Annotated in this window: 26 protein-coding genes; 12 read left to right on the top strand and 14 right to left on the bottom strand. The window is 58.0% G+C overall.

Annotated elements, in window-relative coordinates:
- Positions 1-43: 43 nt before the first annotated feature.
- Both ACVWZG_RS12285 and csaB read left to right on the top strand, forming a co-directional pair.
- Positions 44-937, top strand: coding sequence for an Rpn family recombination-promoting nuclease/putative transposase (locus ACVWZG_RS12285; protein ID WP_457404720.1), 894 nt, complete (start codon positions 44-46; stop codon positions 935-937).
- Positions 938-1,014: 77 nt separating this feature from the next.
- A complete protein-coding gene (csaB, locus tag ACVWZG_RS12280; RefSeq protein WP_457415405.1) occupies positions 1,015-2,100 on the top strand; it encodes a polysaccharide pyruvyl transferase CsaB in 1,086 nt (361 codons plus the stop codon).
- 155 nt (positions 2,101-2,255) lie between these two features.
- Here csaB and ACVWZG_RS12275 read toward each other — a convergent pair whose 3' ends face one another.
- Positions 2,256-3,410 (bottom strand): homocysteine biosynthesis protein, encoded by a 1,155-nt coding sequence (locus ACVWZG_RS12275; protein WP_414329883.1) that lies wholly within the window; start codon positions 3,408-3,410, stop codon positions 2,256-2,258.
- A gap of 129 nt (positions 3,411-3,539) precedes the next feature.
- Between ACVWZG_RS12275 and ACVWZG_RS12270 the strand changes: the two genes are divergently transcribed.
- A complete protein-coding gene (locus ACVWZG_RS12270; RefSeq protein ID WP_457415402.1) occupies positions 3,540-4,469 on the top strand; it encodes an ABC transporter permease in 930 nt (309 codons plus the stop codon).
- A complete protein-coding gene (locus tag ACVWZG_RS12265; RefSeq protein ID WP_457404715.1) occupies positions 4,466-5,290 on the top strand; it encodes an ABC transporter permease in 825 nt (274 codons plus the stop codon). The genes ACVWZG_RS12270 and ACVWZG_RS12265 overlap by 4 nt, the downstream gene beginning before the upstream one ends.
- Here the strand turns inward: ACVWZG_RS12265 and cpdA are convergent.
- The 4 genes from cpdA to ACVWZG_RS12245 all read right to left on the bottom strand — a co-directional run bounded on the left by cpdA (position 5,287) and on the right by ACVWZG_RS12245 (position 8,673).
- Positions 5,287-6,081, bottom strand: a complete 795-nt coding sequence (gene cpdA / locus ACVWZG_RS12260; protein ID WP_457404714.1) for a 3',5'-cyclic-AMP phosphodiesterase — start codon at positions 6,079-6,081, stop codon at positions 5,287-5,289. The genes ACVWZG_RS12265 and cpdA overlap by 4 nt on opposite strands.
- 297 nt (positions 6,082-6,378) lie before the next feature.
- Positions 6,379-6,903: a photosystem II reaction center PsbP gene (psbP, locus tag ACVWZG_RS12255; protein WP_414400767.1), complete on the bottom strand. Its 525-nt coding sequence runs from the start codon at positions 6,901-6,903 to the stop codon at positions 6,379-6,381.
- Positions 6,904-7,166: 263 nt separating this feature from the next.
- Complete coding sequence (locus ACVWZG_RS12250) at positions 7,167-7,925, bottom strand: PspA/IM30 family protein (RefSeq protein ID WP_414329450.1); 759 nt, start codon at positions 7,923-7,925, stop codon at positions 7,167-7,169.
- Positions 7,926-7,989: 64 nt separating this feature from the next.
- Positions 7,990-8,673 carry a polysaccharide deacetylase family protein gene (locus tag ACVWZG_RS12245; protein ID WP_457395135.1) on the bottom strand — a complete coding sequence of 228 codons (684 nt, stop codon included), beginning with the start codon at positions 8,671-8,673 and terminating at the stop codon, positions 7,990-7,992.
- A 340-nt stretch (positions 8,674-9,013) separates the two neighbouring features.
- Between ACVWZG_RS12245 and polA the strand changes: the two genes are divergently transcribed.
- Positions 9,014-11,809: a DNA polymerase I gene (gene polA, locus ACVWZG_RS12240; RefSeq protein WP_457395132.1), complete on the top strand. Its 2,796-nt coding sequence runs from the start codon at positions 9,014-9,016 to the stop codon at positions 11,807-11,809.
- A 91-nt stretch (positions 11,810-11,900) separates the two neighbouring features.
- The gene (grxC, locus tag ACVWZG_RS12235) at positions 11,901-12,161 is read left to right on the top strand and encodes a glutaredoxin 3 (RefSeq protein WP_011431797.1); all 261 of its coding nucleotides are present in this window, start codon (positions 11,901-11,903) and stop codon (positions 12,159-12,161) included.
- Positions 12,162-12,180: 19 nt separating this feature from the next.
- Here the strand turns inward: grxC and ACVWZG_RS12230 are convergent, their stop codons facing one another.
- Together ACVWZG_RS12230 and ACVWZG_RS12225 are read right to left on the bottom strand one after the other, a co-directional pair.
- The gene (locus tag ACVWZG_RS12230; protein ID WP_011431796.1) at positions 12,181-12,477 is read right to left on the bottom strand and encodes a DUF2470 domain-containing protein; all 297 of its coding nucleotides are present in this window, start codon (positions 12,475-12,477) and stop codon (positions 12,181-12,183) included.
- 205 nt (positions 12,478-12,682) lie between these two features.
- A complete protein-coding gene (locus ACVWZG_RS12225) occupies positions 12,683-13,354 on the bottom strand; it encodes a hypothetical protein (RefSeq protein ID WP_414350264.1) in 672 nt (223 codons plus the stop codon).
- Positions 13,355-13,481: 127 nt separating this feature from the next.
- Here ACVWZG_RS12225 and ACVWZG_RS12220 point away from each other — a divergent pair, with 127 nt between their 5' ends.
- Positions 13,482-13,874 (top strand): hypothetical protein, encoded by a 393-nt coding sequence (locus ACVWZG_RS12220; protein ID WP_457395130.1) that lies wholly within the window; start codon positions 13,482-13,484, stop codon positions 13,872-13,874.
- A gap of 69 nt (positions 13,875-13,943) precedes the next feature.
- Here the strand turns inward: ACVWZG_RS12220 and ispG are convergent, their stop codons facing one another.
- Genes ispG through ACVWZG_RS12205 form a run of 3 tightly spaced genes read right to left on the bottom strand, consistent with a single transcriptional unit; the run spans position 13,944 to position 16,605 of the window.
- Positions 13,944-15,173, bottom strand: coding sequence for a (E)-4-hydroxy-3-methylbut-2-enyl-diphosphate synthase (gene ispG / locus ACVWZG_RS12215; protein WP_011431793.1), 1,230 nt, complete (start codon positions 15,171-15,173; stop codon positions 13,944-13,946).
- 49 nt (positions 15,174-15,222) lie between these two features.
- Positions 15,223-16,044: an MOSC domain-containing protein gene (locus tag ACVWZG_RS12210; protein WP_457404710.1), complete on the bottom strand. Its 822-nt coding sequence runs from the start codon at positions 16,042-16,044 to the stop codon at positions 15,223-15,225.
- Positions 16,045-16,089: 45 nt separating this feature from the next.
- Complete coding sequence (locus tag ACVWZG_RS12205) at positions 16,090-16,605, bottom strand: bifunctional nuclease family protein (protein WP_457395186.1); 516 nt, start codon at positions 16,603-16,605, stop codon at positions 16,090-16,092.
- 64 nt (positions 16,606-16,669) lie between these two features.
- On the opposite strand from ACVWZG_RS12205, the gene ACVWZG_RS12200 reads away from it, so the two are divergent.
- Positions 16,670-17,452: a cobalt-precorrin-6A reductase gene (locus ACVWZG_RS12200; RefSeq protein ID WP_457404708.1), complete on the top strand. Its 783-nt coding sequence runs from the start codon at positions 16,670-16,672 to the stop codon at positions 17,450-17,452.
- A gap of 25 nt (positions 17,453-17,477) precedes the next feature.
- On the opposite strand, the gene ACVWZG_RS12195 is transcribed toward ACVWZG_RS12200, so the two are convergent.
- Complete coding sequence (locus tag ACVWZG_RS12195; RefSeq protein ID WP_414408589.1) at positions 17,478-17,834, bottom strand: single-stranded DNA-binding protein; 357 nt, start codon at positions 17,832-17,834, stop codon at positions 17,478-17,480.
- Between the two features lie 336 nt (positions 17,835-18,170).
- Between ACVWZG_RS12195 and ACVWZG_RS12190 the strand changes: the two genes are divergently transcribed.
- Positions 18,171-20,327, top strand: a complete 2,157-nt coding sequence (locus ACVWZG_RS12190; RefSeq protein WP_457404706.1) for an NAD(P)H-quinone oxidoreductase subunit 5 — start codon at positions 18,171-18,173, stop codon at positions 20,325-20,327.
- Positions 20,328-20,498: 171 nt separating this feature from the next.
- Complete coding sequence (gene scpB, locus ACVWZG_RS12185; RefSeq protein WP_457404703.1) at positions 20,499-20,996, top strand: SMC-Scp complex subunit ScpB; 498 nt, start codon at positions 20,499-20,501, stop codon at positions 20,994-20,996.
- A gap of 102 nt (positions 20,997-21,098) precedes the next feature.
- Here scpB and ACVWZG_RS12180 read toward each other — a convergent pair whose 3' ends face one another.
- A complete protein-coding gene (locus tag ACVWZG_RS12180; protein ID WP_457404700.1) occupies positions 21,099-21,749 on the bottom strand; it encodes a peroxiredoxin in 651 nt (216 codons plus the stop codon).
- 292 nt (positions 21,750-22,041) lie between these two features.
- Here ACVWZG_RS12180 and ACVWZG_RS12175 point away from each other — a divergent pair, with 292 nt between their 5' ends.
- Positions 22,042-23,097 carry a hypothetical protein gene (locus ACVWZG_RS12175; RefSeq protein ID WP_414342724.1) on the top strand — a complete coding sequence of 352 codons (1,056 nt, stop codon included), beginning with the start codon at positions 22,042-22,044 and terminating at the stop codon, positions 23,095-23,097.
- A gap of 79 nt (positions 23,098-23,176) precedes the next feature.
- Here the strand turns inward: ACVWZG_RS12175 and ACVWZG_RS12170 are convergent, their stop codons facing one another.
- A complete protein-coding gene (locus ACVWZG_RS12170; RefSeq protein WP_457404697.1) occupies positions 23,177-24,022 on the bottom strand; it encodes an alpha/beta hydrolase in 846 nt (281 codons plus the stop codon).
- Between the two features lie 120 nt (positions 24,023-24,142).
- Positions 24,143-24,730, bottom strand: a complete 588-nt coding sequence (locus ACVWZG_RS12165) for a CPBP family intramembrane glutamic endopeptidase (RefSeq protein ID WP_414328684.1) — start codon at positions 24,728-24,730, stop codon at positions 24,143-24,145.
- Between the two features lie 492 nt (positions 24,731-25,222).
- Here ACVWZG_RS12165 and ACVWZG_RS12160 point away from each other — a divergent pair, with 492 nt between their 5' ends.
- Complete coding sequence (locus ACVWZG_RS12160) at positions 25,223-25,351, top strand: hypothetical protein (RefSeq protein ID WP_414422432.1); 129 nt, start codon at positions 25,223-25,225, stop codon at positions 25,349-25,351.
- The last annotated feature ends 91 nt before the right edge of the window (positions 25,352-25,442 follow it).

Raw genomic sequence — 25,442 nt, 5'->3', positions numbered from 1 at the left:
GAGGGGCCATCGGGAGAATCGGCTTTTGTAGGAAAGGGATCCTGTGGCCTACGATAACGTCTGCAAGTACTTGGTGGAATGGTTCCCCGAGTCCTTTGCCCGGTGGCTGCTGGGATCCCCGGTTCCCTTGATCCAGCTCCAGCCAACGGAGCTCTCCAGCGAGCCCATTCGCGCGGACTCCCTCATCCTGCTGAGGGCCCAAAACCTGATTTTGCATCTGGAGTTTCAAACCGATCCGGATCCCGACATTCCCTTGCGCATGGCCGACTATTGCCTGCGCCTCTACCGCCGCTATCCTGCCCAGGAAGTGCGGCAGATTGTCATCTACCTGAGAAAAACCCAGTCAGAACGGGCGTACCAAACCTCTTTTCAACGGGGATCCCTGTCCCATCGCTTTGAGGTCTTGCGCCTGTGGGAACAAGATCCGGAGGTGCTATCTCAATATCCAGGACTCCTGCCTTTAGCCGTGTTGGCAGATCCGGAAAACCCGGAGCCGCGACTCCGCCAAGTGGCCAGAGCAATAGCAGAGATAGAGGATCCAAAGCTACGGCAAGAGGTGAAAGCGGCCACTGCCGTCTTAGCAGGATTAACATGGACGCCAGAGGAAATCAGCAGGGTTCTGGGAGGTTTGGCTGTGCGGGAATCGACCATCTATCAGATGTGGCGAGCAGAAGCCCTCAAAGAAGGGCGAGAGGAGGGCCTGAAACAAGGCCTAGAGCAAGGTCTGCAACAGGGTCTGCAGCAAGGTCTGCAGCAAGAAGCAGCTCGACTGACTCTGAGTCAACTGCGGCGCAAGCTGGGATCTTTGCCGGAAGACCTGTCTGAAACCATCCGCCTCTTACCTACCGAGCAACTGGAGGCTTTGGCGGAAGCGCTGTTGGACTTCCAAACCCTGGCCGATTTGATCCAATGGCTCAGGGAGTCATCATCCAACTAGGGTTTGCCGTCGCGGCCTTTTCCAACCTCACAGGACTCTGTGGGTGAGTTAGGATCCCTGTTACTCAGATGGACTCGATGAAACGGCCACAGGTTTTGATCTGTGGCTACTACGGCTACGGCAATGCCGGCGATGAGGCGTTGTTGCTGGCTCTCTTACGAGAGCTAGAGCAGTTGCCCAGCCCCGTACAGCCGGTGGTGCTCTCCCGTCGCCCTGCCGAAACGGCTGCCACCTATGGGGTGCTGGCCTATCCGCGCTTCAACAGTTTGGCTTTACGGCGCTGTCTCCAGGAGGCCCAGGCTTTCATCTGGGGTGGAGGTGGCCTGCTGCAGGATCGCACCAGTTGGCGCAGCCCTCTCTACTACCTGGGGGTGATGGGCCTAGCCCAGCGATGGGGGCTAAGAACCGTTGCCTGGGCCCAGGGGATCGGGCCGCTGCAGCGGGGGTGGATTCGCGCACTAGCCCGTCGCTCGTTGGCAGGTTGCACGGCCATCAGTGTGCGGGATGGGGTTGCCTCCCAATGGCTGCAAGAGTGGGGGATCCCTCACCAGGTAGCTCCGGATCCCGTCTGGGATTTACCGTCCAAAACCTTGCCGGAATGGGAAACGTGGCCTCAGCCCCGCATTGCTGTGGTCTTGCGTCCGCATCCGCAACTGACTGGAGCCTGTCTAGAAGCTTTGAGCCAGGGTTTACAGCGTCTCCAGGCTTCCACGGGGGCATACCTTCTCTTCGTGCCCTTTCAGCTGGCTCCTCCCGGATCCCCTGACCTTGGGCCAGACTACCACTTGGCTCAGCAGCTTCAGCAGCGCCTACCCCACCGTAGCCAAGTGCTGGAAATTCGGGATCCCTGTCTATTGAAAGGAGTCTTTCGGGGTGTCAGGCTGGCGATCACCATGCGCTACCACGGATTGGTGATGGCGGCGGCAGAGGGCTGCGCCTGTTTTGGTCTCAGCTACGATCCCAAGGTGAAAACGCTGCTCCAGGAATTGGGCATGCCTGGCTGGGATCTGCAGGAGATGCCCACCGATCCTGAAGCCTTACACCAAGCTTGGCTGGCCTGCTACTCAGAGGGCCTAGCTCTCAGCCCTGCCCAAGCTGACCTGTGGGCGAGGCAATCGGCTCAGCACGCTCAGTTGTTGAGACAGCACCTGAAGTGGGGTTGATGGGGTTGCCTGGAGAAGTTGCTGCCAGGGCGAATTCCGGTAGCGGTTCTTCTGGAGAGCCGCTTTACCCCAAAAGTAGGGAGGCACGGTGTCCCCGAACCAAAGCGCTGCGTGCATCCGCTTGAGGAGGCCCCCAATTCATTGAGGGGAGGACGTCACCTGAGAGGGTTTTGGGGGAGAAACTCCCGATCCAGGGGCAGGGGGGCGACAGGTTGGGTGAGGGTAAATTGGCCGCTTTCTATCCACTGCTTGAGGATTTCGGCAATTTGTATGGAGCGGCGCAAGCTGGCCAGGGGAGCGGTGCGAATCTTGCGGCCATTGAGGGTGATCTGGCCAGATTTGAGTTGGGCATAGCTCACTAAGCCAAAGGTGGGCCGCACCCGGCGGGGAATGGAAAAGTCGATCACCGGTGCCACCAGTTCTTCATCCCGGATGGCGATGGCCTCCAAATCCGCAGGAGCGAGGATGGGAATGGGGATCCCGACCCCCAACATCAAGCTGGGGCCGTAGTTGCGGAAGTAGCAGCCCCTCACCCATTCCGCCTGCATTTGCTTGGCATCCCCAATCAGGGCCAGGGTGGCCGCCGGGCCGATGGGAGTTTGGTTGGGCAATCGCTTTTGCAGCGGAAAGTGTTGGGTGCCCTCCCAGGCGACGTAGCCGATGCCGCCTCCCAAAAAGATGCGGCTGCCGATCCCCACCCGGCGCAACAGGGGATCGTTCAACAAGGGGGATAGCTCTCCCGGGTTGGAATAGACGGCATTGCCCAGATGCGGTTCCAACAGACCCAAGTAGGTGTACAAAGGCCGATCCCCGCCGTTCACCCCGACGATGAAGTTTTGGTAGGCATTGCGGGGGTTGAACAGGTAAAACTGGTTGAGCTGATCCCGAGTCAGGGTGGTCTCGTAGTCGGCGCGGGGGTAACAATCGGTCACTTGGCCGATGGCCCGCAAATGGACGCGCTTGCCCGCCACCAGGTCGGCAATGACATGGCCGCCCCCATAGGCTTGATCCGCTTGCTCGCTGGGTTGGGCTGCCCCCAGGTAAAGATCCACCGCGCCAAATCCGGCATAGGCCGGTACCCCGTTCAGCCACGCTTGGCGAATCTTGATGGGCGGATCCGTATGGCCCAGGTTCACAATGGCTCCTGAAGACTCCATTGGCTCAAAGGTGCCGGTGGTGATCACATCCACCTGCTCAAAGGCTTCCTGGATCCCCAAGGTGGCCAGCTTGGCTTTGGCTTCCAGGGCCGTCCACACCCGCACCTGGCCTTTGGCAATGCGTTGGTTAATCTGGTCTAGGGTTCTCTCCATGGGATGTAAAGATCGCAATGGTTGGTCGCGTTGGCGGTGTGGAGCACTAGGCAGTCTTGATCGCTTGATCGTCGAGGGATCCGCTCCCATCTTGAATTCTTTCGTGAGGCAGCTCTTGGGACTGGCTCAATGAATAGCTTAAATGGACGGGGATCTGGGCCGGTGGGGCTTAAGGGGATCCGGCAGTATGGGCCGCTTTTGACGGCGTTGGGGTTGGTGGGCCTGCTCTACGGCGGGGGGCTGCTGCTGGCTCTGGCCCAGAGTGTGGGCCTCTACGGCCTGGGCGAGAGGGGGTTTACCCTGCAGGGGTATGGGGAGCTGCTGCGGGATGCGGAAGTCGGGGGATCCCTGTTGCTCAGCCTCAGAATCGCTCTGTTGGCAACGGGGTTGGCGCTGCTTTTGGGGCTGGGGCTGGCGCTGCTGTTGCGGGGGGTGGGGGGGTGGGCCATCTGGCTTGGCCAGTTGACGCTGCCGATTCCTCATTTGGTGGGGGTGGCGGGGATGCTGCTGCTGCTGGGGCCCAGCGGTTGGTTGGCGCGGCTGGCCTTCCAACTGGGCTGGATTGCCTCGGATCAGGATTTTCCCTTGTGGGTGAACGACCGCGGCTATGTGGGGGTGTTGCTCTATTGGCTTTGGAAGGAGATCCCGTTTGCCGCTCTGGTGGCGCTGACGCTGCTGCGCGGGATGGGATCCGAGCTGGAGCAACAGGCTCGGCTGCTGGGGGCTTCTGCCGCCCAGACGTTTTGGTATGTAACGCTGCCCTTGCTGCGGCCGGGGCTGCTGGCCACCGGGATTCTCATCTTCGGCTTTGTCTTCAGCGCCTTTGAGGTTCCCTTGCTCTTGGGGCCCACCTACCCGCGCACCTTGCCCGTTCTGATCTATCAGCGCTTCACCCACATCAACCTGGAGCAGCGGCAGCAGGCGGTGGCGCTGGGGATCATCCTGCTGGCTGTCTCGGCAGCGGTGGTCAGCCTAATCGGAGGGCTGTTTGCAGCCAGAGTATCCTTTCTGCAGCTGCCGTTTGGCTCAGCGGGACGGAGTCCTTGGAGAAAGCCGTGAAAGGACGCAGATGGATTGGGGGATCCCTGCTCCGCCTTGGGGTGGCCGGAGTGGCCCTCCTTTGGGCTTTGCCCTTTGGGGTGCTGGCCCTTTGGGCCTTCACGCGGGCCTGGTATTTTCCCGATGCCCTGCCCCGGGCATGGAGCATAGCCGGTTGGCAGCAACTGCTGAGCTGGGGATCCCAGTTCCGGGCAGCCTTCGGCCAGAGCTTGCAAATTGCCCTGTTTACCACCCTGCTGGCCTTGGGGGTGGGGATCCCGGCAGGGCGAGTTTTGGGCACCCATCCTGTGCCCGCCTGGCTGCGCCTGCTGTTGCTGTTGCCCGTCATCACCTCTCCTTTGGCCGTATTGATGGGCATCCAAGGGGTGCTGATTCGCCTGCGGCTGGACAGTACCCTGCTGGCGGTGGTTTTGGTGCATCTGATCCCCACCATTCCCTACATGTCTCTGGTGATGGGCAGTGTGTTCGCCCGTTTCGACCGCGGCTACGAGGCGCAGGCCCGCTGTTTGGGGGCGGATCCCTGGCAGGTGTGGTGGCAGGTAACGTTGCCCCTCATTGCCCCTGGGGCAGCCATTGGGGCGGTATTTGCCTTTTTGATCTCTTGGAACGAATTTTTGCTCACCTTCTTTGTCGGCGGTGGGCGGGTTCTCACGCTGCCAATGCTGCTCTACAGCCTTTTGCAAGGGGGAAACAATACCCTGGTGGCTGCAGTGGCCTTCCTGTCGCTGCTGCCGGGGTGGTTGGCCTTGCTGGGGGCCAGCGTCTGTTTGGGGCAGGCCATCGGGCTACCCCCCACAGAGGTTCAAGAGGGGGAGAGCTAATATCCCTTCAGGGCCAGGTTGGGCCGTTGCAGAGCAGCTCCCACCCGTTGAACCTGGGTCTTGAAGCTGCCATCTCGCTCCAACCATATCTGCCTCAGGGCAGGGGGAATTACCTCCAGGCCAAACTGGGGGCTCTTGGGACGAAATTGCACACAGGTTGAGGGACAAGCCAGGTAATCAACCCCCTCCCGCCGGCGGTGCAGGTCTTGGTGAATATGGCCGAATACAACGAGGCGGATGTGGTCGAACTCGTCCAGAACCCCAAACAACCGCTCCGGCTGCTGCAGGGCACTTTGATCCAGCCAGGCAGAATCCACCGAAAAAGGGGGATGGTGCAGGGCCAACAAAACATGGTGTTGGGCAGCTTTGCTCCGCTGCAATTCCTGTCTCAGCCATAGCAGCGTGCGATCCGTCAGGTAACCGCTATCTTTGCCGGGCACGAGGGAGTTCAATAAAATAAAACTCCAATTTTCCCGGCTGAAGCTCTTGTCCCCGAATAGCCGCTCGGCGTGGAGCTCTTGGTTCATGTTGTGCAGGCGATCGTGGTTGCCTGCCAACCAGTAAGTATCGATGGGGAGAGTTTGCAAATGGGCTCTCAAACGGGCGTAAGATGCCGCACTGCCATCTTGAGAGAGATCTCCGGTGAGCAGCAGCAGATCCGGCAAGGGATCCAGAGCGGCAATGGCCTTTTGCACCTGCAGGAAAGAGGCTTCCGTGTCCACCCCCAGCAGCCGGTGATGGGGCTTGGCAAACAGATGCAGGTCGCTGATCTGAACCACGTATACGGTCATAGAGCAGGCCCAAGAGGGTGAGATCCCATCTCCGCAGGTTTAAAACACTACCGTTTTACGTTTTAACACCAGATGGCCCGGCTGGAACCAGTAGGTATGGTCATTTCAATGCAACCTAGGAACTGCACCCACACCTAAAATGTTGAATGCAGGGAACCACAAGGCTTTTCTCAGTAGCCCAGGCGTCTCGCCCCCAACCTAAAATGACCATAACTCAGCCCTAAAGGGCTCAACCTTAACCTACCCAAGTCCGTCAACCCGGTTCAATCCCTTGAGAAAATCCTCTCAGGAAAAGCTTTAGGAAACATTCAGAGATCGGCCCACGTTCCTAAAAGCAGCCTGCACCTGAGGCCAGCGGGATTCTTGGGTAGAGGCTGTCAGCGTGTAGAGGCGATGGTGCCGAACGGTCACCGTCACCACCTCATGACGAAGCTGGGATCCCATATCGGTTTGGTATTCCAGCAGGTAATAGGGGTGCTCCTGCCGCTCAAAGGCTTCGGCAGCCAACAGCTTGGCCGAGCGACCGGATCCCTCAGGAGCAATGATCTTCTCCGCCACCAACTGCCCCACCTCATCCGGGCTGCCCAAATCGGCAATCGTCTCCCCCTTGTCAAACGGGGCGATCATCAGGCTGACGTTCTCGGTCTCGTACACCAGGTCGCGCAGGAGTACCACCGGCCCTTTCCCCGGCCCAAGATTGACCGCCACCATGCCGTTGGGGTAAGCAAAAGCAAAGGCTCCGCTGGGATCCCTGTAGGCCCGCAGGTTAGAGCCCGCGGAACAGGCACAAACCACCAAGCTGAGGCAAACACAGAGCAGCAACAACGCCCTAGACAGCCACAGGCTGGTTGCGTAAGTGGGCCACAGGCCTGATCGGGCAGAATGCGCGCCTCGTGCTGCTGACATTGCTGGGATCCTCTCCTCAGATGGGTTGCCTATTGTTCCTTTATCATCCTAGTACGAGCGCACTCCCTCTAGCCCGTTGACCGTCAATTCCCAACGGAAAACTCCCCCTGCAACTTAGCAGCGGGGTTGCCGACGTGGGTTGAAAAGCGAGGGATCCCCAAGCTTGGAAGCAACTGCTGCTATTGGGGGAGCCGCTTCTCGAAATCCAGATCCGGTAGCGGCAGGTTGGCCTGGGCACCTCCTTGGCCGGTGAGCATTGCCAAGCGGCGGGAGATTTCATCGTCCATGGCCATTTCATCCAGTTGGGCAGCAATCTGCTCGCTGCGATCTTCCGAGAGTTCGCTCATGGCTCGGGATTTGAGCTGGCGAGCCTGGATAGCATTCTTTGCCGCCTCAAATTGGGACTTGGCCGAGTCGATGTTGTAGGAGTTGTTGACGCGGGTCATCTGCTCCAGAGCTTGGTTCACCTCGTTGATGTCTTTGAGGTTGCTCAGCTCGCTCTTGTAAGCGGCCAGTCGTTCTTTCTCGCGGGCCAGCTTTTGCTTGGCGGCATTGACGTAGCGCTCGGCAGTTTCCACATTCTCCTTAAGGGGGCCGAGAATGGCCTCAATTTGCAGCGCTTGGGACATAGCCAGGCGGGCAGCCTCTTGATCGCCCCGTTGGGCGGCCAGGCGAGCTTTGTTCTCCAGGGCCTGGTACTCCCGCACCTTTTGCATGTACTTCTGCTCAGCCCGCTGATAGGCGGCTACTTGGGTGGCAACGGCTTCCGTGAGACGCTGAACCGTCTCCTGCATCGTGCGTAGGGATTCTTCCGCCACCATCACCGCCCCTGTGCCGCCTTTCTCCACCGGGATCCCCCACAGCCAGTTCCAAGTTCCGACGATGACGCTGCCGGCCCGTTGCCCAAAAATGCCGTAGATGATCTTGCGTGCGCCCATGGCTTGACCCTCCTGCCTACGCGTGCCTCTACTGTATTTAACTTTCTCCCTGACTGGAAAGATCTCAGGGATCCGGCAAGTGGACAAATTCAAATCCCCGCTTCTTCAAAGTTGGGATCAACTGCCGCGTTACCTCAACCACTTGGGCTCCTCCTTGTACCCCATCGTGCAGCACGATTAAGGAGCCAGGCCGCACCTGGGCCAGCACCCGCTCCACCACCACCGATACCGGTGGGATCAGCCAATCCTCAGGCACCACGCTCCACATCACCGGACAAAAGCCCCAACGGCGCAAATCCGCAAGCGTCTGCGGCCAAAACAAGCCATTGGGCGGGCGCACAGCCCGATAATCGTCAGGGATCCCGCCACAGGCAGCCACCAGGGCAGCTTGGCTGCGCTTCAGGCTCTGTTGAAGTTCGTCAGGGGCAAGCTGGGTGAAGGAGCGATGCTGCCAGCCGTGAAGGCCAATGCGGTGGCCTTGTTGGCGGATCTGACGGGCTAGGTGGGGCCAGCGCTGCACCCGTTCTCCCAACACAAAAAACGTGGCCGACACCTGAAAATCCATCAAAACCTGCAGCAAAGCCGGAGTGTACTCGGGGTGAGGGCCATCGTCAAACGTCAGGGCCACCCGCTGGGTACAGGGATCTGCCGGCAACTCCCACAGGCCGTCGGGAAAGAGAGTCTTGAGGCCCCAATGCAGGGGTGGGTAGAGGGATGGGGGCAGGATTTGCTGAGAAGAGAAGAGCATTGTGGTGGGCTGTATGTTGTCCAAAACCAGAAGCCAATGCTTTGGGTGATCAGTTGGGTTGGCAAATTGAGGTGTTGCCGATCAAGCCAATAAATTGAAAAAATGGGCATGAGCATTGTAGCCCGCAAAACGGAAATCAGGGTTGGCGGGCCCGTCGATGGACTTTTGGATCTCGTCCTAGCCAGTTGTGATTACAGATTGTGCCTACAGATTGTGATTACAGAAGTTGCCATTGGGTGTCGGCAGCAGCCCGCCGCTCGAGTTCTTGAGACGGATGTGGGATCCCTTCTGCCCATAGCCCAGATCCGATAGGCTAGATTCACCCTCAAGGTATCAGCTGATGGCTTGGCAAACTCCAACACTGCTGCTGGTGGATGGTCACTCTCTGGCCTATCGCTCCTTCTACGCCTTTGCCTACAGCCGCGAGGGGGGGTTGCGCACTTCCACTGGGATCCCCACCAGCGTCAGCTTTGGCTTTTTGAAATCGCTGTTAGAAGTCTTGGACAAATACACCCCTACCCATGTAGCCGTTGCCTTTGATACACGGCAGCCCACTTTTCGCCACGAGGCCGACGAAACCTACAAATCAGGCCGCCCGGAAACGCCACCGGAGTTTATCGAAGATGTGGAGAACCTGAAGCAGGTGTTGACGGCACTACGCATCCCGATTTTGGTGGTGCCTGGTTTTGAAGCCGATGACATTTTGGGCACCCTCAGTAGGCTAGCCCCCCAAGATTACCGGGTGCAGATCTTAAGTGGGGATCAAGATCTGTTCCAGTTGATCGATACCGATGGAAGAGTTCGGGTTTTGCACCTCAACAGCAAAGATCGCATCAGCGAGTTTGGCCCCGAACAAGTGAAAGAAAAATTGGGCATCTGGCCTTGGCAGGTGGTGGATTATAAGGCCCTCTGTGGTGACCCTTCTGACAACATTCCCGGGGTGAAAGGGATCGGCCCCAAGCGAGCTGTGGAGCTGCTGGAGCGCTACGGCAGTTTGGATGAAATTTTCGACCACCTGGACGAGATCCAAGGAAAAGTCCAGCAATACCTCAAAGAAGGGATCCCGGCGGCCCATCACTCGCAATTTATGGCTCGGATCAAATGCGACGTTCCTCTTTCTCCCGACTGGGAGAGCATGAAATTAACCGGGTTTGATCAAGCAGAATTGCTGCCGCTGCTGGAAAAATTGGAGTTTCACAGCTTCATCGCCCAAGTGCGCAAAATACAAACGGCTTTGGGGGGGATCCCAACCGAGGCAGAGGTGGTTGGCGCTTTTAATCCCACCGGGGATCCCGCAAACGCTCCTGACGAAGCCCTGTGGTTTGATTTTGCCGTGGATCCCGTCCCTTCTCTGCCGGCGGTGCGCATCATCGATACGCCGGAGCAACTGGAGCTGTTGCGGCAAGAGCTGTTGGCCTGCCCAGGAATTGTAGCTTGGGATACCGAAACTACCAGCCTAGATCCACGGGATGCCCAATTGGTGGGGATCGGCTGTTGTTGGTCAGAGGGAGATATCGCCTACTTGCCCATCGGCCACCGCCAGGGATCCAATCTGGATTGGGAGCTGGTGAAACAAAGCCTGCAACCCCTTTGGGAAGATCCCAACCGACCCAAAAGCCTACAAAACTGTAAGTACGACCTGAGCATTTTCCGCGCCCACGGGATCCGCCTGCAAGGGATCCAGTTTGATCCCATGTTGGCCAGCTACGTTTTGGATCCAGAAGCCAGCCACAACTTGGCCGATTTGGCAGCCACCCATTTGAATTTGCCGACCACCAGCTACAAAAAGTTGCTGGGCAAGGAACAGTCCATTGCCGATATCCCGATTTCCAAAGTTGCAGAATACTGTGGAACCGACGCCTATTGTGCCTATCGTCTGGTGCCAATCCTCACCGAAAAGCTGCAGAAAACCGATCCACGCCTGTGGGATCTTTTTATTCAAGTCGAGCTGCCCTTGGCCCAAGTTTTGGAAGAGATGGAGTGGATCGGCATTCGCGTTGATACCGAGTTTCTGAGGCAATTTTCCCAAGAGCTGGAACAAGAGCTGCAAAGTTTGGAGCAGAAAGCTTATGCCCAGGCTGGAGAAACCTTTAACCTCAATTCTCCCAAGCAACTGGGATCCCTGCTCTTTGAAAAGCTGAAATTGGACATTCGCAAAACCCGCAAAACGGCTACTGGCTATTCCACTGATGCCTCAGTTTTAGAAAAGCTAGAGGGGGATCATCCTCTCATCGAAACCATCGTGCAATACCGCACCTTGGCCAAGCTGAAATCGACCTATGTGGATGCTCTGCCTGCCCTGGTAAGAGGCGATACCGGCAGAGTCCACACCGACTTTAACCAAACCGTTACTGCCACCGGCAGGCTCAGCTCCTCAAACCCCAACTTGCAAAATATTCCCATTCGCACCGAGTTCAGTCGCCGGATTCGACAAGCTTTTATTCCCCAAGAGGGATGGCTATTGGCGGCAGCAGATTACTCTCAAATTGAGCTGCGCATTTTGGCCCACCTCAGCCAAGAACCTGCCTTGCTGGAAGGCTTTCGCTCAGGGGAAGATGTGCATACCCTAACCGCCCGCCTGCTCCTGGAAAAACAGGAAATAACCAGCGAAGAACGCCGCCTGGCCAAAACGATCAACTATGGGGTGATCTATGGCATGGGAGCGCAGCGCTTTGCCCGCACTGCGGGGGTTTCTTTGTCGGAAGCCAAGCAATTTTTACAGCGATTTAACGAGCGCTACGCCGGCATTTTTGCCTATCTGCGCTCCACTGAAGCCTTTGTGGAAAAGCATGGCTATGTAGAAACGATCTTGGGTCGCCGTCGCTATTTTCCCAATTTGTCTCGTCTGACAGGCCATCGCAAACAAGCGGAATTGCGGGCAGCTGTGAATGCTCCCATTCAGGGATCCGCCTCGGACATTATCAAAGTAGCAATGGTGCGCCTGCGGCAAAAGCTGCAGAACTTTCGTTCCCGCTTGCTCCTGCAAGTGCATGATGAGCTGGTGTTTGAGGTGGATCCCTCGGAATGGCAGGCCCTAAAACCGCTGATCCAAAGGGAAATGGAAGGAGCAGTGCCCCTCTCCATACCGCTGGTGGTGGATATCCAAATTGGCCACAATTGGAAGGAAGCCAACTAGACCATGGGAGGCAGAAAACCCCAGGTTTGCAAGGAAAGGGATCCCGGCTCCGTGAAAATGTTAAGCTATGTAAAAGCGTTGTTGTTTTCTTATGACTGTTGAGATTTACACCTGGCGTTTTTGTCCCTTTTGCATCCGGGCTAAGCAACTGCTGGATCGCAAAGGCGTGAAGTATATCGAGTACGCCATCGATGGAGACGAGGCAGCACGGGCGGAAATGGCCAAGCGGGCCAACGGCCGCCGTTCGGTGCCGCAAATTTTCATCAACGACCAGCATATCGGCGGCTGCGACGATCTTTACGCGCTAGAGGCTCGCGGCCAGTTGGATCTGCTCCTACAGCAGGCCAGCTAAGCCTCAACTGTATCTCTCATCACTTTGTAGCCTGTTTAACTTGAGCGCGAGCCTGCTTCACCATGGCAATTAAGGTTTGATGGGCGTCCTCGGAGTCCCGCAGGGGGTGGTCGAAGCGGATCCGCAGCGTTTGTACGGCCCCGTCGACCTGCACCCGCAAGTCCATCCCTTCCGGGTCAATGGCCTGCATGCGGGCTTGGGTAACTCCTTCCACCTGGCCAAAGACCCTGGCGTAGAGAGCTATTGCATCGGCATGATCTTCGTTCATGTGCTTGCAGATGCGCTCGCTAACTTGGGGGGTGAGAGGATCGCCCATGGCAGTTGTTTTTGGCTTACAGCCCTCAGTTTAAAGCTCCCGCCAGTCCACAGTAAACTACCCAACCCTACCCCTGGCCAGTACAATAATGCGGCTAACCCAGCGTTAAAAGCGGCGCTCCCGGATAGGCAGCCGTTTAGGTTTCAGAATAAAAAGGCAGGGATCCCTTCCCCTCCATCCCAGAGAACACCAGGGATCCAGGGGATCAAGCTTGTCCTTGGGCCTGTAGCTCCAACAGCTCATCTGCCATATCCAAAAAAGCCTCCCGATCCAGATAGGAGACATCTCCCACCCACTCCCCCAGCTTGACCACGTAGACCTCGCTCAAGGTGGGCCGGCGCTGCAAATCGCGGGAATAGGCTTTCACCAACCCGAGCACCGATTGCTTTTTGACAATTCGCCTGTAGCGGGGATCGTCCTTGGCCCGCACACGATAGACGACTCCGGTCTCATCGCCAATTTCCATCTCAAACTGGCGCTCCCGCACCTCTTCAATGTAGAAGTTGCCCTCTTCATCCAGCTTTTCTCGCTCTTCCACCACCACCTCGTAGCGGCGAGTGCGCAACACCTGCCCAAAAAACAATCCCCCATAGGGAATCTCGCGAAAGGCTAGCTGACGGCGGGAGATGGTATAGAGCGGCCCCCACAGGAAGGGATAGAGCAACGAGAGAATCCCGACCAGGAAGGCGATTGCCCCCAGAAAGGATCCCTCGCCGAAAGCGCGAGAGAGAACCAGCAACGCCACACCCACCAAAATGGCCGTGATGATGCGGCCCGTGCTCTTGAGGGCATCGCTCCAGTAAGCCGCATACTGAAGGCGCGTTGGCACCACCGGAATCACCGATTCGCATTCTTCTGGGGTTAGCTCCAACAACATGCTCCAAGGATCCTCACAATGCCACACTCCATCTGCAACGGGCCAGACCCTATCTTAATTAAAATGAGGCAGGGGCGCTTCGCCGCCGGGCTTGTCTGCTGCCAGTCCTTGCGCACTTGCCACTTCCATGCCGACAGGATCCCATTGCTCCTCGACCAGCCAGGCCATCAGACAGCAGGTGGCCCAATTGGACGAGGGATCCCGTCGCGACAAGGCTTGGCTGGGGGATGCGGTGTTGAGCTTGTTTGCCCGGCAGTGGCTGCTTGGGCCACCTCAAGACTGGCAAGTGCCTTCCCCGCCCAGTTGTGACCTGAATCGCGCAGAACTCTTCACTTGGCTGACCTCCAACCAATTTTTGTCGACCTTTAGGGATCCCACGCAGGTTGAGGCGGAAATCGGCCTGGTTTACGAAAAAGAAGGTCTGCAAGCAGCGTTTGAATACATCCAGACGCACCTGCTGCCGCTGTTTGTAAGGCAGGTGAACAACCGCGCCAGAGCTCTGCGTGGCAAACGCCACTAGCCAGTTTCTGAGCGAAGCAAGAGCGCGGCAGGATGGCTGGGCAGGTCGCCTCTTGAGGGGGAAGCAGAGTTAATGGGAAGAAGGGGGATCCACCCAGCGCCCATCGGCTTTGATCAAATCGATCAGCGCCTGCACGCCTTCCGATTCCGGCACCCTTTTCACTTCTTCTTTGCCGCGGTAGAGGGAGATCACCCCCGGCGTCTTGCCCACGTAGCCGTAGTCGGCGTCGGCCATTTCTCCCGGCCCATTGACAATGCAGCCCATCACGGCAATGTCCAGCCCCACCAGGTGCTGGGTTGCGGCGCGCACCTTCTGCAGCACCTCCTCCAAATTGAAGAGGGTGCGGCCACAGGAAGGGCAGGCCACATACTCCACCATGGTTTTGCGCAGGTTCAGAGCTTGCAAAATGCCGTAGGCCACCGGGATCTCCTTCTCTGGCGCTTCCGTGAGAGAAACCCGAATCGTGTCGCCGATCCCTTCAGCTAAGAGGGTTCCGATCCCCACCGCCGACTTGATGCGCCCATATTCTCCATCGCCCGCCTCGGTGACACCTAAGTGGAAGGGGTAATTCAGGCCCAGGGCATCGAAGCGACGGGCTGCCAGCCGGTAGGCCGCCAACATGACCTGCGGGCGGGAAGCCTTGAAGGAAAGCACCACATTGTGAAAGTCTTGCTCGGCGCAGATTTGGGCAAATTCCAGGGCCGACTCCACCATGCCCTCAGGCGTATCCCCGTAGGTGAAGAGCATCCGCTCTGCCAGGGATCCATGATTGACCCCAATGCGCAGGGCTTTGTTCTGGGCTTTGAGGGTCTGGACAAGGGGGGTGAAGGTTTCCCGGATTTTGTTACGAATGGCCTCAAATTCCGCCTGGGTATATTCTGTGCGACCGGGCTGAGGTTTTTCAAAGACGAACAACCCTGGATTGATGCGCACCTTGTCCACGTATTTGGCTACTTCCAGGGCGATCTTGATGCCGTTGTGATGGACATCGGCTACCAAAGGCACCGGCTTGTAGGTTTGGATCAGCTTCTCCCGAATTGCCTCCATCGCCTTGGCATGGGCCATGCTGGGAACGGTAACCCGCACAATCTCTGAGCCTGCCTCGTGCAGACGGCGGATCCCGGCCACTGCCGCGTCGACGTCGAGGGTGTCCTCGTTGATCATGGACTGTACCACCACCGGGTGCTGGCTGCCGATCAACACATCAGCTACGGCCACCGTACGGGTGGGGCGACGAGGATAGACCGGTTCTGGGTAGGGCTGCTGGGTGGGGGCGTTGGGCCGATCCAGGGTTTGCATAGCTTGGTCAAGCCAAAAGAGCTGCTCTAGCTTGATTGTAGGTCGGAAACTAACCTGGGATTTGACTCAGCTCAGGGTAAAGGCTGAGGGGTTCAACCCCGAGGATTTCGACGGGATCCCCAACCCTCAGGTGCTTGCCCGCCTCCGTTCTCGGGATCCACGTATTGATCCCAAGGCGATAGAAATGGTCAAAGCGGCTGGCTTCGGCCCAGGGTGGCAAGGTTTTCTGCCGTTGCGCTACGAAGTGCTTTTGAAAACCGGGATAGGCCTCTCCGCTCAGGGGATCCCGGGTGGGCACCACACAGCGGGCGCAGGGGTTGAGGCCCAGCAGCTCCACTTCCCCAATGCGAAAGCGCACCCCTTGATCTGCGCGGGCAAAGAGACGATCCTCCCAAAAGGCAGAGCAATCCGACAGCTCAATATTCATGCGAAAGCGCTGCCGAACCGCTTCCAGGGTCAAGTTGGGGAACCAACCGGCCACCGTCTCCAGGGTGGCTGTGCTGATCAGGGTGGGGCCGTCGGCATAGGGATCGTCTGGAAATCCCCTGACAGGATCCTCCAGCAGTTGCACCGGAAAGCCCAACCAGTGGCTGAGCCAAGTTTGTAAAGCATCCCGCTGCTGCTGCAGGTCAAACTGGGCCGTCTTGCCATCCCCCCACAACTGCACCTGGCCCAACTGGGGATCAAACCGGGCCCGCAGGCGGTGGACCGCAGCATGGCGCTTGCCGTTCACCCGCTTTCCCCCCGCATCCACCAGGGCGTAGCGGCGATCCCCTTCCAAAGTTCCCCCCGCCGTCAGCCTCACCTCAGACAGAGAGATCCCATCCAGGGACTTGATGGGATAGACCGTTAACCTGGCAACCTGGGGCATGGCCTGTCTGCCGGGATCCCTGGGGGTGGGATCCGCCTTAGCTGCTTAACTGTCGGCTTCGGTGGGATGGTCGGTCATGTGGTAGCTGCGGATAAAGTCTCTGGGGGTTACATTTTCTACAAACTTGCGAAAGGCCTCCCGCTCCGCCTCGTCGGCATCCTGGTTCATGGGGATCGAGGCTTCCGCAATGACCTCTTCCACCGTCCAGATGGGAACATGGGCCCGCAGAGCGAGGGCAATGGCGTCGCTGGGGCGGCAGTCGATCTCTTGTTTTTTGTCACCATTCACGGTGACGAGCACCGCGTAGAAGGTGTTATCCAGCAACGCGTGAATGATGACTCGCTCCAGCTTGATCCCCCACGTCTTCCAGGAGTTGAGGATGAGATCATGGGTCATGGGGCGCAGTGGCTTTTGGTCGTCCAGGGCCTGCAAAATGGCGTTGGCCTCTGCTTTTCCCACCCAAATGGGCAGGGCACGACGCTCACTGCCATCGCGCAGGATGACAATGGGGTTTTGGTTGACGGCATCGACCGCAATCCCAGCCACATGCATCTCGATCATGAGCAATTGCCTCCAGCCGGTGATCTAGATCGTATCTACGGGCGTCAAAGTTTGGCAACACACTATGAGCTCAGTCGGGGGTTTGGTGGAAGTGGCTTTGATCGGGGGCACTAGCGAGAGCCGCAGCTTGGCCGATGCCCTCAGCCGGCAGGGGATCCCTTGGGTGGCAACCGTCACCACCGAAGGGGCCAGAAGGCTGTATCAGGATTTGCCTGGTCAGGTGGTGGTCACCCGATTTTCGCCGCCATCTTTGGAAGAATTCCTGCAAGAACGCCGGATCTGCGTGGTGGTGGATGCCTCTCATCCTTTTGCCCTGCAGATCTCGCAACTGGCCATCCGGGTGACGGCCCAACTGGGGATCCCCTACCTGCGCTACGAACGCCCTCCTCTGGAGCTGGATCCCTGGGTCCAGGTGGTGCCGGACTGGCAGGGGGTGCTCACAGAGGCGGTGCTGGCGGGGCGGCGGGTGCTGCTGACGGTGGGAGTGAAGGCCCTGCCCCTGTTTGTACCTTGGCAAGATCGCTGCCAACTGTGGGCACGGGTGCTGCCGGAATCGGTTCCCCAAGCGGTGCAAGCCGGGATCCCTGCCGAGCGGGTGATCGGGATGCGCTTGCCCCTCAGCTTTGAGCAAGAACTGCAGCTTTGGCAGCGGTTCAGCCCTCAGGTGGTGATCAGCAAAGCTTCTGGGGAAGCAGGTGGGCTGGGGATCAAACAGGCGGTGGCCAAAACCCTGGGGATCCCTCTGTGGGTGATCCGGCGACCCCCGTTGGACTATCCCTGGTGCAGCCAGGATTTGACAGCAGTGGTGCAGGCCTGTAGGCGATGCTTGGAAGGAGCGGGACCTTGAGGTTGCCCAGCTCCAGTCCAACGGGTCAAAACGGCTCTTCGGGGGGCAGGTTGGAGTCGCGGTCTTGACGGGATCCCAGCAATTCCAGCCGATCCACAGCGATGATGGGTCTCTGGCGCTCTTCTCCGGTGGATTTGTCTGTCCAGCGATCAAACTTCAGGCTGCCCGTTACCCCGATGAGGCTGCCTTTGCGCACATACTCTCCGGCCACCTCGGCAGTGCGGCCCCACAGCTCCAGGTTAAACCAATCAGGCTTGTCTTCCCCTTTGCGGAATCGGTTGACCGCCAAGCTAAAAGTACAGACCACCTTGCCTGACTCAAAGTAGCGCACCTCCGGATCCATGCCGGCTCGCCCCACCAGGGTCACCAGGTTCAAGCTCATGGGTAGTTTCTCCAGACCGCCAGTAGATCTAGCCTTCGTTGTAGCGCTCGCAAGGGATCCCTGTCATCTTTTTGCTTGCGACCGTCAGCTTGGGCTCAGAGCCGATTCTTTAGGATATTTACAGATTTAGCTGCGGGGATCCCGATTGATCTCTGGGAAAAGCCTCTGCTGTGATGGACTTGATGCTCGGGATCCGGATCCGCACTCTGTCGCAAAAGTTTACAATGGCAGAAGCAGTTGAGCAAATGCCAGCCCACCAGACACTCCCACCGGCCAATTGCAGGGCTAGCAGAGCAGGTTCGTTACTGTGAGAGGACGCATTCGGAAGCATTTCCCATGGAATTCATCTACACATACGCCTGGTTGATCCCCGTCTATCCTTTGGTGGCAGCCTTTCTCCTCGGCTTAGGTATCCTGATGTTCAACGCCTGGACAAGGGCCAACCGCTCTTTGGCTGCCTTTTTGAGCGTGTTCGCGACCGGGACGGCGATGGTTCATGCCTTTGCCCTTTTGGTCAGCCAGGTGCAAGGGCACGAAACCGTCCTCAGAACCATCACCTGGGCCCAGGCGGGATCCTTCTCGGTGGACATGGGCTTTGTCGTGGATCACCTGAGCGCCATGATGCTGGTGGTGGTGACCACCGTGGCCTTTCTGGTGCAGATCTACTCCCATGGCTACATGGCCCACGATCCCGGCTATGTGCGTTTCTACGCCTACCTGAGCTTATTTAGCTCCTCGATGCTGGGCTTGGTGGTCAGCCCCAACCTGGTGCAGATCTATATCTTCTGGGAGCTGGTGGGGATGTGCTCCTACCTGCTCATTGGCTTTTGGCACGACCGGCAGGCAGCGGCAGAAGCAGCGCAAAAGGCGTTTGTGGTCAACCGGGTGGGAGATTTCGGCCTGCTGTTGGGCATTTTGGGCTTTTACTGGATTTCCGGTACCTTCGCGTTTGACGAGATCGGGCGCAATCTGCAGGAGATGCTGGCTAGCGGGGCAGTGAGCAGCAGCTTGATTGCCCTGTTTGCGGTGTTGGTGTTCTTGGGGCCGGTGGCCAAGTCGGCCCAGTTCCCGCTGCATGTGTGGTTGCCGGATGCCATGGAGGGCCCCACGCCCATTTCCGCTCTCATCCACGCAGCCACGATGGTGGCGGCTGGGGTATTCCTCTTGGCCCGCATGTTCCCGGTGCTGGAAGGGATCCCGGTGGCCATGGACATCATCGCCTGGACAGGGGCGGGCACAGCCTTCTTGGGGGCCAGCATTGCCATCACCCAAAACGACATCAAAAAAGGCTTGGCCTACTCCACCATTTCCCAGCTGGGCTACATGGTCATGGCCATGGGGTGCGGCGCCTATGGGGCGGGCCTGTTTCACCTGATGACCCACGCCTACTTTAAGGCGATGCTCTTTTTGTGCTCTGGCTCAGTTATCCACGGCATGGAAGCGGTGGTCGGCCATGACCCGGTTTTGGCCCAAGACATGCGCCTGATGGGGGGGTTGCGCAAATACATGCCGGTTACGGCCATCACGTTTTTGATCGGCACGTTGGCCATTTGTGGGATCCCGCCCTTCGCCGGCTTTTGGTCTAAAGACGAGATCTTGGGCGCTGTTTTCGAACGGAACCCAGCTTTGTGGGGGGTGGGCTTCCTCACCGCCGGGATCACTGCCTTCTACATGTTCCGCATCTACTTCCTCACCTTCGAAGGGGAGTTTCGCGGCACCAACCTGAGACTGCGGCAGGAGGTGGCCATCAGCCAGGGCCGTCCTGTGCCAGCTTTTGCCTACGTTTTTGCGGGGAAACAACCGGCCTTTGGCCCTGGAGCCATGAACATTCAAGAAAAACCCCAGCCCAGCAGCCATCCTGAAGCCCACGAAAACCTGCACGACGGAGATGCCCATGCCTCAGAGCCCCATGAGTCCCCTTGGTCGATGACCTTCCCGCTGTTGGCTCTGGCCGTCCCTTCTGTGCTGATTGGCCTGGTGGGTACCCCTTTTGCCAACTTCTTTGAAGCTTTCATCCACCCACCGGCTGAGTCTGTGGCGGAGGCAGGCTCGATTTTGCCGCTGGTGGCAGCAGAGTGGCAGGAGGTGCTGGCGGGCCATTTCGATTGGGCAGAGTTTCTGATCATGGCGGGTAGCTCCGTGGGCATTGGGCTGATCGGCATCACCTTGGCCAGCTTGATCTACTGGCAAAAGCGCATCGACCCGGGCACCTTCCCCCAAAGCCTGCAGCCGCTCTACTACTTCTCCCTCAACAAGTGGTACATTGACGACCTCTATGAGCGAGTCTTTGTGCAGGGCACCCGCTTCGTGGCACGGGAGGCGCTGGAGGTGGACAGCCGCATTGTGGATGGTGTGGTCAACCTGACGGGCTTGGTGACCATGGTGAGCGGCGAGGCGATGAAATACCTGGAGAGCGGCAAGGCCCAGTTTTACGCTTTGATTATCTTTGCAGCGGTGGTGGTGATGGTGGTGGCATCAGGGGTAGGGTTCTAGCTCGAAGGCGAGGATGGATCCGGCCCGCTTGGTCAAGGGATCCCTCAGCCTAGAACTGCTGCTATGCTACGGAGCAAGTTGAGCGGATCCCTTGTTGCAATGGCCCCGCGTTCTCTTAAGTCGATTTCGCATCCCTTGTTGGCGGAAAAGCAAGGTCAGAGGGAGCGTGTCTTGGCCCTGAAAAATCGGATCGAAGCAATCCTCTATTTGAAGGGGCAGCCTCTGGAGCTATCGGCCCTGGCCCAGTTGGCCCATTGCAGTCGCGACGAAGCCTACGATGCGCTGCTGGAATTAATGGAAGACTATGCCCACCGTGATTCTGCCTTGGAGGTCTTACAGCTGGAGGAGGGGTTTGCCCTGCAGTTGCGGGAGCCGTTTTTGGAGCTGGCCAACCGGCTCTTGCCCCCTGAGATTGGGGTGGGTGCCACCCGTACCCTGGCCACCATCATTCTGCGTGGCCCCCTCTCGCAGGCGGAGTTGGTGGAGTTGCGCGGCCAAGGTGCTTATCAGCACGTGGCAGAGTTGGTGGAAAAAGGCTTTGTGACCCGCTATCGCAAAGAAGGCAGCCGTTCCCCCTGGTTGCGGGTGACCGATAAGTTTCATCGCTACTTCACGGTAGATGAGCTGGCCAAAAAAGCAACAGAGGCAGCCTCCTTCCCCGAACAGTAAAAAGGATCCCCGATAAGGGGATCCAGACCAAAAGGATCCCAGCTTTACCCGACGAAGGGATCCCTTCTCAAGCGCCCGTCAAAGTTGGTGTTCGGGCTTTTACTACTTATTAGGCTGAGGGGTGACCCGCAAATAAGGCTTAATTTCCTGATAGCCTTTCGGGAACTTCTCTTTCAGCACTTCCGGATCTTTCAGCGAAGGCGGAATGATGACATCGTCACCGTCTTTCCAGTCGGCAGGGGTGACGACATTGTACTTATCCGTCAGCTGTAGGGCATCGATCACGCGTAGGAGCTCGTCGAAGTTGCGGCCTGTGCTGGCCGGGTAGGTAAGAATGAGGCGTATCTTCTTGTTGGGATCGATGATGAACACCGAGCGCACCGTCAGGGGCAGCCCTTCTTGATTGAGGTTGGTTTGATCCAACATGCCGTAGAGCTGAGAGACCTTGCGGTCTGCATCTGCCAAAATGGGATAGGTCAAAGTGGCGTTCTGGGTTTCCTCGATGTCTTTCACCCAGCCCACGTGGGACTCCACATCGTCCACACTGAGGGCGATCACCTTCACACCCCGCTTTTCAAATTCGGGCATCAGCTTCGCAACAGTGCCCAGCTCTGTGGTGCAGACCGGCGTGTAATCGGCGGGGTGAGAGAACAGCACCACCCAGCTATCCCCGGCCCAAGAGTAGAAATCGATTTCGCCGTGGGTAGACTTTTGCGTGAAATTGGGAGCAGTATCGCCAAGTCGGAGAGACATACGCTCTTGATCCTCCGTAAAAGGGTTCAATCCGGTGAGACAGGGATCCGGATCCTTCGACCCGATCCCTCCCGATCTTGCCACATAACTCCACTTTTCCGAGCGGATTGCAGGTGATTTTAAGATTCTTGCTGGCGGGAGGGAGTGCTCCTCCTCTTCCCTGACGCCTTGCGCCCAGGCAGAACGTAAACAATTGCTGCGCGGATCTTAACGTTCCTTAAGTTCTTTGCTGCAGCGGTAGCCCCCTAGAAGTATGCTAGGTAGCACTAGATCCTCTGACGTAAGGTAGGCCATGGAAGAATTGAGGCAAGACGCAGAAACCGTTACACCTTGCAGCTTGGCCACCCTGTGGGCGCAAAAATATGTAGACAAGCTACGGGCACAGGCTGCCTTGGGCGAGCTGCCAGGCGCCCCTCTAGCTGACAAGGTGAAGGGATCTTTGCGCTTTGCCAGCTCCCAGGCCTGGGCGAAGACGGAGCGGCTCTTGGCTGCTGAAATACCGAGGCAGCGGCTGGATCCGGACTTGATTGATCCCTGGCAAATTGCCGAGGATTCCCAGGAGTTATTTGAAAAGGCAGCAGCAAGTTGTGGGGAGGGCCTCTCACCAGCCCGCTTTTCGGTAAAGATCGCGCCATCTTGTGGCCAGCTGCGGGCTCGCTACAGCAAGCCGGATCCGCGGGTACTTGGCTTTTTAAGCATGCAATTTCACTACACGGGGCAAATGGTCCTGCAGGCTCTGCTGCCCCAGGAGCGGGGTCTCTTCCACCCCTACTTGAAGGTCATGGATGACCACCTGTACATGCCTTTGCAGAGGATGTACGAGGCCGCTGCCGCCCAGGCAGGCGATCACTTTTCTGCGCCTTTGGCTGCTATTCAAGAGCTCTTGCCCCTGGTTACCAGCGTGGCAGAGTCCATTTGTGCCGAGGTAGCCCAACGTTTTCCGGACTATCACTGCGAAAGCGGTCCCTTGACAGATCTGAACGTGCGGATTTCCAGCATCCGCGATGTGGAGATGTTTCAGGTGTACTTGGGCCTCTGTGCCCTAGAAGGCAGCATGGCGGCTATCCAGCAGGAGCTGTTTCCCCTCTGTGTGATGCTCTACCCCCCTTTGAAAGTGAGCTGGGAGCTGGTACGGCAGATGCTCAAGCTCTTGGATAAGGTTCTGAGGTCTGGTCTCAGCCAGGCCAGCTATGCCGTCCTGCTGCCCTACCTCCAGGCAGTGCAGGGTATGTTCTCGCTGGAGGTTTTTCCTGAAAATGACCCCATCTGGAGCCATCATCCCGATGTGATGCGCTTTATGGAGACGGCGCAGAATCTGTTGCAAGAATTGCTGGCTCAAAAAGCTTAAAGGCCAGTTAACGCCACCATTCCTATTCCCGCTCGCGACCTCCCAGTTACGCAAGGAAGGGAACATTGGCAGTTGCTGCTCAGCCTGCCTGCAGCTTGGGATCCACCAGCTCGGCCACGAATTGGTGCAGGATGGGGACATAGCGCTCTCTGGCCACCTGCAGCAAGTTGTTGTGATCGGCTCCCTCGATGGGCACCAAGCGTTTGGGATCCCTCGCTGCTTGATAAAGGGTTTCAGCGTGCCAGAAGGGGATTAGACGATCCTGGGTACCGTGCAAAATCAGCAGCGGGCAATCGATCTTGGCAATGCGGCTGAGGTTGTCGAAGCGATCGAAAGGTAGCAGCGGGATGCGCGTCAAGACGCGGAAGGCAGTCACGAAAGTAGATTCCAGGATCAGGCCGCCCACTGGTTTTTGCGCTGCCAGGTAAACCGAGGGCCCGCCCCCTACTGATCTTCCATAGACCAAGATCCGCTCCGGCGGGATCCCTTGGGCAACTAGGTAAGTGTAAGCGGCCTCGATATCTTTGTAAGCGCCGGCCTCGGAAGGGATCCCTTCGCTGGTGCCGTAGCCGCGGTAGTCGTAGGCCAAGACGCCAAACCCAGCCTGCTGCAGGTGCACCAAGCGGGGCAGGATATCCCCCAAGTCTTCAGCGTTGCCATGGCTATAGAGGAGGGTATAAGCAGCAGCCGGATTGGGCAGATATACCGCTGAAATCTGTAGCCCATCAGAGGTCGTGAGCTTGAGAATGGCATCCCCATCTCGATAGCTGGCGGGACGAGGCAAAAAGATCATTCGCTCCGATTGAAACCAGCCCAGCCAGAGCAGGTAGCCGTACACCACCAGCCCGACCAGCAGCAAGGATCGCCCCACGCGCAGCCATGGGAAGGATCCCAAAACTAGTTGTAGGAGATCTCGGTGGGGCATTGACAGGAAGGCATCGACAAGTAAGTTAAGCTCAATTTGCGGCACTTGCCCAAGGTTCTGCGCTGCTTACAGGCAACCCCTTTCCCATAAGGGAAGAGGGGAGCAGGAAAACTGCATCCTTCAGGGCTCCGCTTGAGAGAAAAAGCATTTCCAAGCACAAACCCCAATCCAGTTGACAAGGGTGTGGGCGACAATGGTGACCAACAGGTTTCCCGACAGCCACAAGCCAATCCCCATGAGGATACCAACCCCGCTGGCCCAGACGGCATAGGGCCAGCCCTGCCATCCCAGCCAATGCAAGGCGCCAAACAAGAGGCCGCTCAGCAGGATCCCGCCTGTCCACCCTAAGGGGCTGGCCACCAGAGCTGACAGCAGCACACCGCGAAACAGCCATTCCTCGCTCCAGCCCGGCAGCAGGCCCACCCAAAGGATATCTCCCCACTGCAAGGGATCCGCCACCCAGTGTAAGTAGGCAGTGGCTGCCCGACGATAGGCTGGCCAGAGCCGGTAAACCCCGCCGCTGAGCAGAGCCACCCCCAGTCCCAGCCCTGCCCCCCACGCCAAGGCTAGGGGATCCCAGCGAAACGGCACGGGAAAGGAGGATCCCAGCCAGATCCAGAGACCCACAATGAGAGCCGAAAACAGGGTGGTGATGCCCATTCCATTCAAGATCTGTTCGCGTGTGCAGGGCTGAATCTGGGAAGTCATGGAGGGGATCCCTAGGCTTCGAACTCCGGAGGGTTAACAGCAGCTGCTGTTTTTATCATCGTTTATCTCAGCGGTCCTAGGTTCACGGCAGGTTGACAGCAGCTACAGAGCGTCCCTCAAAACTGCCTCAGCTTGTAAGCCAGCATGGATATGAGCCTTGAGTGTGACCAAAGGGACTCAATCGCCCCCTTGCTCTGTCTTCTGAGCCTCTGTGTAGCGCTTGATAACCTCTCCGGAAACTTGCCCCGCTGTACCCGCGTAGTAGCTTGGGTTCTACAAATAACCACCCCAGAGCCTCTTTTTGAGTTCAGAATGTCTCCCAAAGAGAGCAGGAGCCGTGGAACTTTTAATACCTTGGCAACGACCGCCGGAGCCGCCTTGGGAGAAGCAGAAAGAAAAACGTGATTCAAGGCTTAGAGTAGAGAAGGGCTTCCAAGCTTTTACCCTCAGCCCGGCTATACCCCAAATACCCACACCCGAGATGGGTGCAAAGTGCTCCGCACCACGGACGCGACCGAGCGGCGCATTCACCAAGCCATTCAAAACGCGCAGGCTCGCTTCGACAGCGACAAGTTCGCCGACAAATTTGCCCAGCAACTGCGGGGAGAGCCGGGGAAGTAAACTACCCGGCTCCGACCGCTAAGCGGTACGGAGCGGGCTTTCAGTAGCCCTGAGCCTGTTCTGCTCTACCAGAGAACAAAACAAGCCCGGA

Source organism: Thermostichus sp. OS-CIW-33, assembly GCF_054059615.1.
The sequence above is the reverse complement of the archived record's forward strand: the minus strand, read 5'-3'. Positions and strand labels throughout refer to the sequence as shown.

Coding starts and splice junctions, on each gene's coding strand:
- csaB (WP_457415405.1), top strand. CDS start 1,015: ATGAAACGGCCACAGGTTTTGATCTGTGGCTACTACGGCTACGGCAAT.
- ACVWZG_RS12275 (WP_414329883.1), bottom strand. CDS start 3,410: ATGGAGAGAACCCTAGACCAGATTAACCAACGCATTGCCAAAGGCCAG.
- ACVWZG_RS12270 (WP_457415402.1), top strand. CDS start 3,540: ATGAATAGCTTAAATGGACGGGGATCTGGGCCGGTGGGGCTTAAGGGG.
- cpdA (WP_457404714.1), bottom strand. CDS start 6,081: ATGACCGTATACGTGGTTCAGATCAGCGACCTGCATCTGTTTGCCAAG.
- ACVWZG_RS12250 (WP_414329450.1), bottom strand. CDS start 7,925: ATGGGCGCACGCAAGATCATCTACGGCATTTTTGGGCAACGGGCCGGC.
- ACVWZG_RS12245 (WP_457395135.1), bottom strand. CDS start 8,673: ATGCTCTTCTCTTCTCAGCAAATCCTGCCCCCATCCCTCTACCCACCC.
- polA (WP_457395132.1), top strand. CDS start 9,014: ATGGCTTGGCAAACTCCAACACTGCTGCTGGTGGATGGTCACTCTCTG.
- grxC (WP_011431797.1), top strand. CDS start 11,901: ATGACTGTTGAGATTTACACCTGGCGTTTTTGTCCCTTTTGCATCCGG.
- ACVWZG_RS12230 (WP_011431796.1), bottom strand. CDS start 12,477: ATGGGCGATCCTCTCACCCCCCAAGTTAGCGAGCGCATCTGCAAGCAC.
- ACVWZG_RS12225 (WP_414350264.1), bottom strand. CDS start 13,354: ATGTTGTTGGAGCTAACCCCAGAAGAATGCGAATCGGTGATTCCGGTG.
- ACVWZG_RS12220 (WP_457395130.1), top strand. CDS start 13,482: ATGCCGACAGGATCCCATTGCTCCTCGACCAGCCAGGCCATCAGACAG.
- ispG (WP_011431793.1), bottom strand. CDS start 15,173: ATGCAAACCCTGGATCGGCCCAACGCCCCCACCCAGCAGCCCTACCCA.
- ACVWZG_RS12210 (WP_457404710.1), bottom strand. CDS start 16,044: ATGCCCCAGGTTGCCAGGTTAACGGTCTATCCCATCAAGTCCCTGGAT.
- ACVWZG_RS12205 (WP_457395186.1), bottom strand. CDS start 16,605: ATGATCGAGATGCATGTGGCTGGGATTGCGGTCGATGCCGTCAACCAA.
- ACVWZG_RS12200 (WP_457404708.1), top strand. CDS start 16,670: ATGAGCTCAGTCGGGGGTTTGGTGGAAGTGGCTTTGATCGGGGGCACT.
- ACVWZG_RS12195 (WP_414408589.1), bottom strand. CDS start 17,834: ATGAGCTTGAACCTGGTGACCCTGGTGGGGCGAGCCGGCATGGATCCG.
- ACVWZG_RS12190 (WP_457404706.1), top strand. CDS start 18,171: ATGGAATTCATCTACACATACGCCTGGTTGATCCCCGTCTATCCTTTG.
- ACVWZG_RS12180 (WP_457404700.1), bottom strand. CDS start 21,749: ATGTCTCTCCGACTTGGCGATACTGCTCCCAATTTCACGCAAAAGTCT.
- ACVWZG_RS12175 (WP_414342724.1), top strand. CDS start 22,042: ATGGAAGAATTGAGGCAAGACGCAGAAACCGTTACACCTTGCAGCTTG.
- ACVWZG_RS12170 (WP_457404697.1), bottom strand. CDS start 24,022: ATGCCCCACCGAGATCTCCTACAACTAGTTTTGGGATCCTTCCCATGG.
- ACVWZG_RS12165 (WP_414328684.1), bottom strand. CDS start 24,730: ATGACTTCCCAGATTCAGCCCTGCACACGCGAACAGATCTTGAATGGA.